Here is a 13060-nt window from a genome sequence, read left to right as displayed (position 1 = left end):
TTGCCCATGCGGATATTGCGCAATAAATTGCGCCGCTGCGGTATGTGCAACTACGCAACGGCACAGTTAAATGATGCGACTATCCCAAATCCGCCATCAGCACTTTTGAACGGCGCTGGTAGTTATACATCTGCTTCTTGCTCTCGGGCAGGGATTCAATATCCACCGGCGTAAAACCGCGCTCCTGGAACCAGTGAATGCTGCGCGTGGTTAACACAAACAGCTTCTTTAGCCCCATCTGACGTGCCTGCAACGCCACGCGATCCAGCAACAGTTCTCCACGCGACGAGCTGCGATAATCCGGATGCACTGCCACACAAGCCATCTCACCAATCTGCTCGTCCGGGAACGGGTAGAGCGCGGCACAGGCGATGGTTAAATTATCGCGCTGAATAATGGTGAACTTATCAATCTCCATCTCCAGTTGCTCACGGGAGCGACGCACCAGAATCCCTTGCTGCTCCAGCGGGCGAATCAGTTCGAGAATACCGCCGATATCGTTGATGTTGGCGCGACGAATCTGCTCGGCCGACTCCATCACGATCTGGGTACCGATACCGTCGCGCGAGAACAGTTCTTGCAGCAACGCACCATCTTCCTGATAGCTAATCAGGTGGCTGCGGCGTACACCGCTGCGGCAGGCTTTGACCGCACCACGTAAGAACCGCACGGTGCCTGAGAGGAAATCGCCGTCGCTCTCCATTTCGTCGATGCGCGCCTGAGCTTCGTTCGGAAACAATTCAGAAATAATCGCGCCTTCGCGGTTGGTCACGCCCTGCTCGGAGCAGAAACCAATCATCTTCTCGGCCTTCAATTTAATTGCCAGCTGCGTCGCCACTTCTTCTGACGTCAGGTTAAAACTTTCGCCGGTCACAGAAACCGCTACCGGACCGAGCAGCACAATCGCATCGTTATCCAACTGACGATGGATCGCTTCCTCATCAATACGACGAATACGCCCGCTGTGGCAGTAATCAACGCCATCATCCACCCCCAGCGGCTGCGCAATGATGAAGTTGCCGCTCACTACGTTAATGTGCGCGCCTTGCAGCGGCGTGTTATTGAGGCTCATCGACAGACGCGCGGTGATATCCAGCTGTAAACGACCGGCGGCCTGCTTTACCAGCTCAAGCGACTGCGCATCGGTAACGCGCGTATGTTTGTGGTAAATCGGTTCCAGCTGTTGCTGGGCCATGCTGGCGTCAATCTGCGGACGCGCACCATAAACCACCACTAAGCGAATGCCGAGGCTATGCAGCAGACCGATGTCATTAACGATGCTTGAGAAGTTCTCATGCTCGATGGCTTCGCCACCCAACATGATGACAAACGTCTTGTCACGATGGGTATTTATATAGGGAACGGTGTGGCGAAAACCCTGAACCAGTTCTGTACTGCGTTCCTTCACGGCAAAGCCCTCTGTGCATGTTTATTCGTAATTTTCGTATTTTTATGCTCTTTTGCTCTTTATTGCAAGCGCCGGGCCTGACGTTACTTTACGATTTTCATGATGCAACACGCGCTAACAGACTGCATTATCTGGTTTTTCCGGCAAGACAAGACAATTCTCATCGAGTAAAGTTTTCACTTTCTTGCCATCGAGTGATGATTTTTTAGACATAACACAGCAGTTGGAGCGGCATGTCCGAAGCTTTTACACGACGACGATTATTACAGGGCGCTGGCGCATTATTAATGCTAAGCGTGACGCGTACCGGGCTGGCTGCCAGCCAGCATATTGTGGCGGTGCGCATCTGGCCCTCATCGACTTACTCCCGCGTAACCCTGGAATCAAACGTTCCCCTCAAGTACAAACAGTTCACGCTGGGGAGTCCCGATCGTCTGGTTATTGATATCGAAAATATGCACATCAACCCGGTCCTGAAAGGAGTCGATAAGCTGGTGCGCGTGGACGATCCCTATATCAAAACCGCACGCGTCGGTCAGTTTGACGCTAACACGGTGCGACTGGTGCTGGAACTCAAGCGTAGCATTGCGCCCAAGACATTTACTCTTGCGCCAGTGGCAGGTATCAAGCATCGCTTAGTGGTCGATCTCTATCCTAATCAACAAGCACGGGAAGAGGATCCGCTACTGGCATTACTGCAGAATTACAATCAGGGCGATCTTGAACGCGATCAGCCGGTGCAGGCGGCGCTGCCGGGCAAAGCGGGGCGCGATCGACCGATTATCATCATGATCGATCCTGGCCATGGTGGTGAGGATCCCGGCGCGCATGGCAAATATAAAACGCGTGAGAAAGATATCGTGTTGAAGATCGGTAGCTATCTGAAGGCGCTGATCGACAAAGAGCGCAACATGAAAGCTTACATGACGCGCAATGAGGATGTGTTTATCCCGCTGCGTGTCCGCGTGGCGAAAGCGCGAAAGCAGCGTGCGGATCTGTTCATTTCGATCCATGCTGATGCCTTCACCAGTCGGGCCGCGCGCGGTTCGTCGGTGTTTGCCCTTTCGACCAGCGGCGCTACCTCAGCGGCGGCGCGCTTCCTCGCACAAACGCAGAATGAAGCCGATTTGATTGGCGGTGTCAGCATGAGCGGCGATCGTTATCTCGACCACACCATGTTCGACATGGTGCAGCGGCAAACCATCAGCGACAGCCTGAAGTTTGGTAAAGAGGTGCTGTCACGCATGGGACATATCAATCACCTGCACAAGCGCACCGTCGATCAGGCGGGATTTGCGGTGCTGAAAGCCCCGGATATTCCCTCGATTTTGGTGGAAACCGCGTTTATCAGTAATGTCGAAGAGGAGCGCAAGCTGCGCACGTCGCGCTATCAGCATCAGGTGGCTGAGGCGATTCTGCATGGGATTAAGGCGTATTTTGATAAGGGTGCGGCACTAGCGCATCGCTGAGGAGGGCGGCAGCAATGCCGCTTTTTTCCGGACGCCAGAAACAAAAAAACACCCGTTAAGGTGTTTAAATGATTGGTTGCGGGGGCCGGATTTGAACCGACGACCTTCGGGTTATGAGCCCGACGAGCTACCAGGCTGCTCCACCCCGCGTCCGTCTGTCGCATTAAGCGACTTTTCACATTGTATTCTTCTTAAGACAATTGGTTGCGGGGGCCGGATTTGAACCGACGACCTTCGGGTTATGAGCCCGACGAGCTACCAGGCTGCTCCACCCCGCGTCCGACTGACGCGTTACACGACACTTCACATTGTCTCTTCATTTAAGAAGAATTGGTTGCGGGGGCCGGATTTGAACCGACGACCTTCGGGTTATGAGCCCGACGAGCTACCAGGCTGCTCCACCCCGCGTCCGTGGATGCGCACTATACTCTGGACGCGCGGCGATGCAACCCCTTTTTGAGACAAAACGTCAAATTTACAGTCAGTTGATGAATAAACTCGCCATTGGGTGGATTATTGTACAGATGTGAGCGTGACCGCTGATGGCAGATTTCATTCTCTCTGCCCCTTTGCTATCGTCGCCGGGCAAACAATCGATAAAAAGAGAAGGTTATGAAAGGACATTGGGCGAAGTATGCACTTACTGGCGCATTTATCGCGCTGTTAGCGGGCTGTAGTTCCAAACCGACCGACCGCGGTCAACAGTATATCGATGGCAAGCTGGAGCAACCGCTTGGGCTGGTCAACCAACCGAATGCTAAAGGGCGTCCGGTGAACGGCAAAGACTTTAGCGATCAGGTAGTGCAGATTCAAACCGCCTCATCCGGCCTGTTCGGGCGCAACAACGGTACTTACAGCGCAGTGCAAAACTGGCTGCTGTCCGGCGCGGATACGCGCCAGCTCAACCAGTTTGGTTTGAATGCTTATCAGATGGAAGGCACTGACAATTACGGCAATGTGCAGTTCACCGGTTACTACACGCCGGTTGTGGAAGCGCGTTATACCCGTCAGGGCGAGTTCCAGTATCCGATTTATCGTATGCCACCGCGTCCGCGTGGACAGAAACTGCCGAGCCGTGCTTCTATCTATAATGGTGGGCTCGACGATCGCTACATCATTGCCTATAGCAATTCGCTGATCGATAACTTCATGATGGATGTGCAGGGCAGCGGCTACGTTGATTTTGGTGATGGTCGTCCACTGCGCTTCTTTGGTTACGGCGGCAAAAATGGCTGGGCTTATCACAGCATCGGCAAAGAGCTGATCGATCGCGGTGAAGTGAAGCGCGAAGATATGTCGATGCAGGCGATTCGTCAGTGGGCGCAAGAGCATTCGCCACAGGAAGTGCGTTCGGTGCTTGAAACTAACCAATCCTTCGTCTTCTTCAAACCGGAAGAGTATGTGCCGGTGCGCGGTGCCAGCGCGGTGCCGCTGATTGCCAAGGCTTCCGTTGCCTCCGATCGTTCATTGATTCCGGCCGGAACCGTGCTGTTAGCCGAAGTGCCGCAGCTGAACGAGAAGGGCAAGTTTAATGGCAAATATGAGATGCGTCTGATGGTGGCGTTAGACGTGGGTGGCGCGATTAAAGGCCAGCACTTCGATATCTATCAGGGCGTTGGCCCGGATGCGGCGCATCTGGCCGGTTTCTACAACCATTATGGCCGCGTCTGGGTGCTAAAAGCCGCGCCGGGCACCGGTCAGCCGCTGTTTAGCAACCCACAAAATGGCAACAACGGTTCGCTGCTGTTAGGTTCTAATTAATGTCCCGTTTTCCCGGAAAGGTTTGGTTATGACAGTAGTAAGCGACGCCTGGCGACAACGTTTTGGCGGCACGGCGCGTCTCTATGGCCAGGACGCGCTGCAGCGTTTTGCCGACGCGCACTTTTGCGTGATTGGTATTGGCGGCGTGGGTTCGTGGGCAGCGGAAGCGCTAGCGCGCACCGGTATCGGTAAAATCACCCTGATTGATATGGACGATGTCTGCATCACCAATACCAACCGCCAGATTCACGCGCTGCAGGGCAAAGTGGGCCAGGCGAAAACCGAAGTGATGGCCGAGCGTATGCGCGCCATCAATCCGGAATGCGAAGTGATCTGCATCGATGATTTCATCACACCGGAAAATACCGCTGAACTGTTATCGGCGGGTTTTGACTACGTGATTGATGCGATTGACAGCGTGCGCCCCAAAGCCGCGTTGATCGCTTGGTGTCGTCGCAACAAGATCCCGCTAATAACCACCGGCGGCGCGGGCGGCCAGATCGATCCCACGCAGATCCAGGTGAGCGATCTGGCAAAAACCATTCAGGATCCGCTGGCGGCAAAGCTGCGTGAGAGATTGAAAGGGGATTTTGGCGTGGTGAAGAACAGTAAAGGCAAGCTCGGCATCGACTGCGTATTCTCGACGGAAGCGCTGATGTATCCGCAGCCGGACGGCAGCGTGTGCACTTCACGCTCCACCGCCGAAGGCCCGAAACGCATGGATTGTGCCGCCGGATTTGGCGCGGCGACCATGGTTACCGCCACGTTCGGGTTTGTGGCGGTTTCCCATGCATTGAAGAAGTTTCTGGCGAAGGCAGCGCGTCAAACGGCCTGAGCGTGCTGACGGGCAGCGCGTTGCACTGCATCCGCCAGCGCCTGTAAACCGCTGCTGCGCGACGCACTGAGCTGTGCGCGCAGACCTAACGTATCAAACAACGCCAGCGGATCTTGCTGCAGCAAGTCGGCTGGCGTTTTGCCTTCCACCGCCGTCAGTAACACCGCTAGCAATCCGCGCACGATGCGTCCTTCGCTGTCACCATAAAAGTGCAGCGTGCCGTTGTTCAGCAACTGGCTGCTTAGCCACACGCGATTTTCACAGCCCGTGAGTTCGATATCTGGCGTCTTTAACTCTTCCGCTAACGCAGGCAGCTGGCGGCTGAGCTGGATCAGTTGACGATAGCGATCTTCCCACTGATGAAAATGGGTGAATTTTTCCGTCAGGCTGGCGGCGGTAATCAGATCGCCGAACGGATGCGGGGCGAGCAGGGTTGATGTCATGGGCTTATTCACTCAGTAAGTCTACGGCATGGCGCATGGCGTGCACCAGCGCATCCACGTCCTGCAAATTATTATAGGGGGCGAACGAGACACGCAGCGTGCCGGTGACGCCCAGCGCCGCCATCAGCGGCTGCGCACAGTGCTGCCCGGCGCGCAATGCGATGCCATGCTCGGCGAGCAGCGTAACGATATCGCTGTGGTGAATGCCGGCAATATCAAACGCCAGCAGGCTGGCATTGCCACAGCGGAAGCTGCGAAAACCGGGGATCTCGCTCAGTTGCTCCTCGGCGAGGCTCGCCAGTTGCTGGCTCCACATTTCGGCCTTTTTGTCATCATGTTGCGCCAGCCACTCTAGCGCGGCACTCAACCCCACCACGCCGGCAACATTAGGCGTTCCGGCTTCAAAACGCCACGGCACCGGCTGCGGTGTAAAACTGTCAAAATCGACCTGCGTCAGCATTTTGCCGCCGCCTTGCCATGGATCCATCGCTTCCAGCAGTTCCGCTTTGCCATACAGCACGCCAATGCCCATTGGGCCGTAAAGCTTATGGCCGGAAAAAGCATAGAAATCAATATCCAGCGCCTCTACATCCGGCGGACAATGCACCACACCTTGTGCGCCATCGACCATCACTTTGGCACCGACGTCATGGGCTAAACGGATCGCCTGCGCCAGATCCGGACAGCCGCCGGTGACGTTCGACATCTGACCAACGGCCAGCAATCGGGTACGTGAATTGAGCAGTGCTGGCAACAGCGTGATATCCGGCAAACGATCGTCGCCCAACGGCCATTTCACCACTTTTGCGCCCGCCGCTTTTGCCACCATCAGCCACGGCACCAGATTGGCATGGTGTTCGGCTTCGCTAACCACGATTTCATCGCCAGCCTGCAATCGCGGAGCCAGCCAACTGTTCGCCACCAGGTTGATCGCTTCGGTGGTGCCGCGCGTCCAGACAATCTGCCGATCGTCCGCAGCATTGAGCCAGCGCGCCACTAATCCGCGCGCCTGTTCGTATTTTTCCGTTAATGCGCGAGCGGCAGCGAACTGGCTGCGATGCACGGTGCCAGCGCTGAGGCTGTAGAACTGTGCGGTTGCGTCGATCACCGCCTGCGGCTTGAGCGCAGTAGCCGCGCTATCGAGGTAGATTCCGGCATCGCTCAGCGCGGGGAACTGCTGGCGGAAGGCGCCGGGAGAAAAAATGGTCATACTCAGCCCACTGTTAATCATGTTAGGACCAGGCTGAAAGCTGGCCCGTTGCCTGGCAAAGCTGGAAAAGCGCGTTATGCTAATTATTGCAAGGTTTGAACCGAAACCCGCATAACGCGTCGCTATTCATAGTCGATTTCACTGGCGCTACCCTTGGTGAGCGCATGCGGGTGGTTTAATGCAATTAATCTGCAAGGAGATAGAAGATGAATAAACTCACCGCAGTGCTGGCCGTGTGTACTCTGGCCTTTACCCTGTCCGCATGTTCCAGCAATTACGTAATGCACACTAACGATGGTCGCACCATCGTCGCCGATGGCAAACCTAAAGTTGATGACGAAACCGGTATGATCAGCTATCAGGATGCCAATGGCAACAAGCAGCAGATTAACCGCTCTGACGTCAAAGAGATGGTGGAGATGGGGCAGTAAGGCAAAAAAAAAGCACCGCAATTTGCGGTGCTATTTAAAATCACTATGGACAGACAGGGTAAATCTACAGGAATTAAAAGCTTGATCTGCAAGCGTCAGATCAAAATGCAAACACAACATCACGACCACAAGCCAAAAGCTCTCCAAAAGTCTGCGATCTCTCGCACGTTTCCAGAAATCTTTTCGTTCCGGCTCAGGAAGTGCGGCAACTATAGGTATTTGCTGGAGCTTCCTCAACGGACAAATTATAATGTCTCGGATTAAAAAAACTAATACGTAGCGACTTTGTATAAGTTGAAGTATTACCTTGTCAATCCGGATACGGAAAACCATGTCTAAACGCCTTCCGCCGCTTAATGCTTTACGCGTCTTTGATGCTGCTGCCCGTCATTTGAGCTTCACCAAAGCCGCTGAAGAGCTGTTTGTTACCCAGGCTGCTGTCAGCCATCAGATCAAATCTCTGGAAGATTTCCTCGGTCTAAAGCTGTTTCGCCGGAGGAATCGTTCGCTTTTACTGACAGAAGAAGGTCAAAGCTACTATTTAGATATTAAGGAGATTTTCTCCGCTCTTAACGATGCCACGCGCAAGTTGCAGGCGCGCAGCGCTAAGGGTGCGCTGACCGTCAGTTTGCTGCCGAGTTTCGCCATTCAGTGGCTGGTTCCTCGCCTTTCCAGCTTTAATATGGCTTATCCGGGCATCGACGTGCGTATCCAGGCGGTGGACCGTGATGAGGAGAAATTGGCGGACGATGTCGACGTGGCGATTTTCTACGGTCGTGGCAATTGGCCAGGCCTGCGGGTTGAGAAATTGTATGCCGAATATTTGCTGCCAGTCTGCTCACCGATGTTGCTGACGGGTGATCATCCTCTCAAATCGCCGGCCGATTTGGCGCACTGCACGCTGCTGCATGATGCATCGCGTCGTGACTGGCAATCCTATACGCGTCAGCTGGGCGTGCAGCATATTAATGTGCAACAGGGCCCGATCTTCAGCCACAGCGCCATGGTGTTGCAGGCGGCGATTCATGGTCAGGGCGTGGCGCTGGCGAATAATGTAATGGCGCAGAGTGAAATTGAAGCCGGTCGTCTGGTGTGTCCTTTTAATGACGTGTTGGTCAGTAAAAATGCTTTTTATCTGGTTTGTCATGACAGCCAGGCAGAACTGGGTAAAATAGCCGCCTTTCGTCAGTGGATCCTGGAAAAAGCGGCCAATGAACAAGAAAAATTCCGTTTTCGCTACGATCACTAATGCGTTGCTGGCTGCACAATGATGTGCGCATTACCTTGAGGATTGTTTGATGTCCAGTCGTGCCATGTTTGTTTTTGCTGCCATTAGCGGATTTATGCTGGTGGCGTTTGGTGCTTTCGGCGCGCATGTGCTGAGCAAATCGCTCGGCCCAGCCGAAATGGCGTGGATACATACCGGCCTTGAATATCAGGCGTATCACACGCTGGCAGTGATTGGCCTGGGTGCCGCTATGCTGCGTCGTGCCAACATCTGGTTTTACTGGAGTAGCGCCGCGATGGCGCTCGGTATCGTGTTGTTCAGTGGCAGCCTCTATTGTCTGGCGCTGTCGCACATGAAGTTTTGGGTTTTTGTTACGCCGGTGGGAGGCTTATGCTTCCTTATTGGCTGGTTCTTGATGTTGATTGGCGCACTGCGTCTGAAACGAAAGGCAGATCGCCATGAATAAAGTTTTACTCTATTGCCGTCCAGGATTTGAGAAAGAGTGCGCGGCAGAAATCAGCGCGAAAGCGGCTGAGCGCGAGATTTACGGCTTCCCGCGCGTCAAAGATGACTCAGGTTACGTGCTGTATGAGTGCTATCAGCAGCAAGATGCTGAAAAGCTGATCCAAACGCTGCCGTTTGCCGAACTGATCTTTGCGCGGCAGATGCTGGTGGTGGGAGAGCTACTGCGCGATCTGCCACCAGAAGACCGCATCACGCCGATTGTCGGCATGCTGACCGGTGTGGTGGAGAAGGGCGGTGAACTGCGGGTTGAAGTGCCGGATACCAATGAAGCGAAAGAGCTCACCAAGTTCTGCCGTAAATTAACCGTGCCGCTGCGTGCCAGCCTGCGTGAAAGCAAAATCCTGCTTAATTACGAAACGGCTAAGCGTCCGGTAGTGCACGTGTTCTTTATTGCGCCGGGCACCTGTTACGTCGGCTATTCGCTGCCGGAAAACAACTCGCCATTCTACATGGGCATTCCGCGCCTGAAATTCCCCTCCGATGCGCCGAGCCGTTCTACGCTCAAGCTGGAAGAGGCGTTTCACGTGTTTGTGCCTGCGGATGAGTGGGATGAGCGTTTAGCCAGCGGCATGTACGCCGTCGATCTCGGCGCTTGCCCCGGCGGCTGGACCTATCAACTGGTGAAACGCAGCATGTGGGTTTTTGCGGTAGATAACGGCCCGATGGCGCCAAGCCTGATGGACACCGGACAGGTGACGCACTGCCGCGAAGATGGTTTTAAATTCCGTCCGCCGCGTACCAATATCAGCTGGCTGGTGTGCGACATGGTGGAAAAACCGGTGCGCGTCGCAAGCCTGATGACCGAATGGCTGGTGAATGGCTGGTGCCGCGAGGCGATATTCAACCTCAAGCTGCCAATGAAAAAGCGCTACGAAGAAGTGACACAGAACCTGGCGATGATTGATGACGCGCTGAAAGCGCAGGGTATTAATGCCCAGATTCAGGCGCGCCAGCTTTATCACGACCGAGAAGAAGTGACCGTTCACGTACGTCGACTTTGGGCGGCTGTTGGCGGCCGTCGCGACGAGCGCTAATCCTGCTTCATACTTTGCACTACAGCGGTCCTGCTTCATACTTTGCACTACAGCGGCGTTGGCTGCGCTTGCTCGCCCCGGTCACATACTGATGTATGCTCCCGGGGACTCGCGCACTTGCCGCCTTGCTGTAGCACAAATTATTTCGCAGGATGCCAGCTTTATACTTTGCACTACAGCGGCGTTGGCTGCGTTTGCTCGCCCCGGTCACATACTGATGTATGCTCCCGGGGACTCGCGCACTTGCCGCCTTGCTGTAGCACAAATTATTTCGCAGGATGCCAGCTTTATACTTTGCACTACAGCGGCGTTGGCTGCGTTTGCTCGCCTTGCTGTAGCACAAATTATTTCGCAGGATAACTGTTTTGCACAGTCGCCATTTATGGCGACGGCTGTTTCGTTTGAAATCTCAATGTATTGAGATTGCCTTGCAGTACCAAATCACGCTTTAACGTCGATACTTTGCGGCAAATTTCTGCCATTTCCCGCTGTTCCTGCAATTTTCCCTGCCATTTGCTCGGTACCTGATCCCATTGCTGGTAGATCGCATCCAGCGATCCAAACTGCATCAACAACTCACGGGCGCTTTTCGGGCCAATGCCGGGCACGCCGGGAATTTTACTGCTGCTGATACCACACAATCCCCAATAGTCGGGCAACTGCGCGGGCGTTACGCCAAACTCTTGTTCAATAAAAGGCACATCCAGCCAGCGCTTCTGGAAATAGTCGCGAATACGAATGTTAGGTGCCAGCAGCTGGCAATAACCTTTATCGGTAGAAACAATCGTTGCTTGATGACCAGCGTCCGCCATTTTCACCGCCAGCGTGGCGGCGAGATCGTCGGCTTCGTCTAAATCAGCCACCCAGCAGTTAACGCCTGCTGCGCGGAAGGCGTCCTGCAGCGCGGGCATCTCTAGATGCAAATCCTCCGGCATCGGCGGGCGACCCGCTTTGTAATCCGGTAATAGCTGATGGCGCCAACCGGGCTGACGCTCATGGCTATCAAACACCGCCACCACGTGCGTGGGTTGTGTATGTCCCAATAACTGATGCAAGGCGGCAACGCAGCTGTCGCGGCACGGCGAACCCTGAACAGCGTGCAGACGGCGAATCAGATTGAGTGCATCAATGATAAGAAGATGAAGCGACATAGCGATAGCGGCAGCCCGCAGGCTGCCTTCCTGATGGGTTATTTGATGATTTCGTAGCAAGGCGTGTAGGCGCTGCCCGGCAGCTTCATGCGCTGCTGTGCGACAAAACCTTGCAACAGTTCGTCCATGCGGTGCATGAGATTGGCATCGCCGTGCAGTTTGTACGGGCCTTTCTCGCGAATTTCACGAATTCCGATCTCTTTGACGTTACCCGCCACAATGCCGGAGAAGGCGCGACGCAGATCGGCTGCCAGCAGCTCGGCGGGCTGATCCGGGAACAGCTTCAGGTTTGCCATATTCTCGTGCGTCGGCAGGAAGGGCACCTGCAATTCGGGTGCGATACGAATCGACCAGTTGAAGCTGTAGGCATCGCCGGTTTCGCGGCGATACTCTTTCACCTGCGGCATGGCTTTCTTCATCAGACGCGCCACTTCAGCGGCATCATCAATGATGATTTTATAATGCTTACGTGCGGCTTCGCCCAGCGTATTTACGATGAAATCATCCAGCACGCGGAAGTAGTCGGCGCTCTCTTTGGGTCCGGTCAGAATCAGCGGCAATACCTGATCGCTGTTGTGCGGATTCATTAAAATACCCAACAAATACAGCAGCTCTTCTGCTGTGCCCACGCCGCCAGGGAAGATCACGATACCGTGGGCGATACGCACAAAGGCTTCAAGGCGTTTTTCGATATCCGGCATGATGATCAGCTCATTGACCAGCGGATTCGGTGGTTCGGCGGCAATGATTGAGGGCTCAGTCAGGCCGATAAAACGGCTGTCATGATAGCGCTGCTGCGCATGTCCCACCGCCGCACCTTTCATCGGTGCTTCCATGACGCCAGGTCCGCAACCGGTACAGATGTTGAGTTCGCGCAGGCCCATTTGCGTGCCGACGTTGCGGCAATATTGGTATTCCACCGCATTGATTGAGTGGCCGCCCCAACACACCACGGTATTCGGATATTCGCCGATGTGCAGTGCACGCGCGTTACGCAGAATCGAAAACACCTGATTGGTGATATGCGCAGAGTCTTCCGGCTCCTCGTTCTGGTAGCGTTCTGTTGCCGCCAGTTGTCCGTTTACAAACAGAATGTCGCGCAGCACGGCAAACAAGTTTGCCTGCAGCGAACGAATAATCCGGCCATCAACAAATGCCTCTTCCGGCGGGTTGATCAGCTCCAGTTTCACACCGCGCTCACGGCGCAACACGTTGATGTCGAAGTTTTCAAAACGCGAAAGCAATTCCTGGCTGCTGTCGGTCTGGCTACCGGAGTTGAGTACCGCAAGAGAACAGTTACGAAACAGCTGATAAAGGTCGCTGCTAGCAGTGCGCTTCAGCATGTCGACTTCAAGCTGGGAGAGCAGATCCATCGAGCCAAGTGGGCTGATATGTGTAATCAAGAGAACTCCTTTACACGCAAATGCGTGGCTGGTGACGCTGCGCTTAACTCATTAACGCAGCGACGAAAATCCCTGGTCGCGCATGCTTCGATCGCGCCTTCAACAGAGTAACGTTGTCCGCTGTGAATGCTCAAGGGGAACCGCGCATCCGTGCAGCGGCCT

12 protein-coding genes and 3 tRNA genes are annotated in these 13060 nt (G+C 54.6%); 7 read left to right on the top strand and 8 right to left on the bottom strand.

Annotated elements, in window-relative coordinates:
- Positions 1-79: 79 nt before the first annotated feature.
- Positions 80-1408, bottom strand: coding sequence for an amino-acid N-acetyltransferase (argA, locus tag P6287_RS15415; protein WP_007891884.1), 1329 nt, complete (start codon positions 1406-1408; stop codon positions 80-82).
- Positions 1409-1641: 233 nt separating this feature from the next.
- Between argA and amiC the strand changes: the two genes are divergently transcribed.
- On the top strand, positions 1642-2877 hold the full coding sequence (amiC, locus tag P6287_RS15410) for an N-acetylmuramoyl-L-alanine amidase AmiC (RefSeq protein ID WP_277974020.1): 1236 nt from the start codon (positions 1642-1644) through the stop codon (positions 2875-2877).
- Between the two features lie 73 nt (positions 2878-2950).
- On the opposite strand, the gene P6287_RS15405 is transcribed toward amiC, so the two are convergent.
- The 3 genes from P6287_RS15405 to P6287_RS15395 all read right to left on the bottom strand — a co-directional run bounded on the left by P6287_RS15405 (position 2951) and on the right by P6287_RS15395 (position 3285).
- A tRNA-Met gene (locus tag P6287_RS15405) sits at positions 2951-3027 on the bottom strand.
- A gap of 51 nt (positions 3028-3078) precedes the next feature.
- Positions 3079-3155 (bottom strand) — tRNA-Met (locus P6287_RS15400).
- 53 nt (positions 3156-3208) lie between these two features.
- Positions 3209-3285 (bottom strand) — tRNA-Met (locus P6287_RS15395).
- A 204-nt stretch (positions 3286-3489) separates the two neighbouring features.
- On the opposite strand from P6287_RS15395, the gene mltA reads away from it, so the two are divergent.
- Together mltA and tcdA are read left to right on the top strand one after the other, a co-directional pair.
- Positions 3490-4638 (top strand): murein transglycosylase A, encoded by a 1149-nt coding sequence (mltA, locus tag P6287_RS15390; RefSeq protein ID WP_101762003.1) that lies wholly within the window; start codon positions 3490-3492, stop codon positions 4636-4638.
- Positions 4639-4666: 28 nt separating this feature from the next.
- Positions 4667-5473 carry a tRNA cyclic N6-threonylcarbamoyladenosine(37) synthase TcdA gene (tcdA, locus tag P6287_RS15385; RefSeq protein WP_101762004.1) on the top strand — a complete coding sequence of 269 codons (807 nt, stop codon included), beginning with the start codon at positions 4667-4669 and terminating at the stop codon, positions 5471-5473.
- Here the strand turns inward: tcdA and csdE are convergent.
- Positions 5461-5916 carry a cysteine desulfurase sulfur acceptor subunit CsdE gene (gene csdE, locus P6287_RS15380; protein WP_110867956.1) on the bottom strand — a complete coding sequence of 152 codons (456 nt, stop codon included), beginning with the start codon at positions 5914-5916 and terminating at the stop codon, positions 5461-5463. The two genes, tcdA and csdE, sit on opposite strands and share 13 nt — an antisense overlap.
- A gap of 4 nt (positions 5917-5920) precedes the next feature.
- On the bottom strand, positions 5921-7126 hold the full coding sequence (csdA, locus tag P6287_RS15375) for a cysteine desulfurase CsdA (protein ID WP_277974019.1): 1206 nt from the start codon (positions 7124-7126) through the stop codon (positions 5921-5923).
- A gap of 206 nt (positions 7127-7332) precedes the next feature.
- On the opposite strand from csdA, the gene P6287_RS15370 reads away from it, so the two are divergent.
- The 4 genes from P6287_RS15370 to rlmM all read left to right on the top strand — a co-directional run bounded on the left by P6287_RS15370 (position 7333) and on the right by rlmM (position 10344).
- The gene (locus P6287_RS15370) at positions 7333-7557 is read left to right on the top strand and encodes a YgdI/YgdR family lipoprotein (RefSeq protein WP_008109575.1); all 225 of its coding nucleotides are present in this window, start codon (positions 7333-7335) and stop codon (positions 7555-7557) included.
- A 331-nt stretch (positions 7558-7888) separates the two neighbouring features.
- Positions 7889-8806 carry a transcriptional regulator GcvA gene (locus P6287_RS15365; RefSeq protein ID WP_101762006.1) on the top strand — a complete coding sequence of 306 codons (918 nt, stop codon included), beginning with the start codon at positions 7889-7891 and terminating at the stop codon, positions 8804-8806.
- 49 nt (positions 8807-8855) lie between these two features.
- Complete coding sequence (locus tag P6287_RS15360) at positions 8856-9251, top strand: DUF423 domain-containing protein (RefSeq protein ID WP_101762007.1); 396 nt, start codon at positions 8856-8858, stop codon at positions 9249-9251.
- Positions 9244-10344: a 23S rRNA (cytidine(2498)-2'-O)-methyltransferase RlmM gene (gene rlmM, locus P6287_RS15355; protein WP_101762008.1), complete on the top strand. Its 1101-nt coding sequence runs from the start codon at positions 9244-9246 to the stop codon at positions 10342-10344. The genes P6287_RS15360 and rlmM overlap by 8 nt, the downstream gene beginning before the upstream one ends.
- A gap of 380 nt (positions 10345-10724) precedes the next feature.
- Here the strand turns inward: rlmM and xni are convergent, their stop codons facing one another.
- The gene (gene xni / locus P6287_RS15350) at positions 10725-11495 is read right to left on the bottom strand and encodes a flap endonuclease Xni (RefSeq protein ID WP_101762009.1); all 771 of its coding nucleotides are present in this window, start codon (positions 11493-11495) and stop codon (positions 10725-10727) included.
- Between the two features lie 38 nt (positions 11496-11533).
- Complete coding sequence (gene ppnN / locus P6287_RS15345) at positions 11534-12898, bottom strand: nucleotide 5'-monophosphate nucleosidase PpnN (protein ID WP_101762010.1); 1365 nt, start codon at positions 12896-12898, stop codon at positions 11534-11536.
- Between the last annotated feature and the right edge of the window lie 162 nt (positions 12899-13060).

The organism is Pantoea sp. X85 (assembly GCF_029623675.1).
In the GTDB taxonomy this organism is placed as follows: domain Bacteria; phylum Pseudomonadota; class Gammaproteobacteria; order Enterobacterales; family Enterobacteriaceae; genus Pantoea; species Pantoea leporis.
This window is presented reverse-complemented; position numbering and strand designations above follow the sequence as displayed.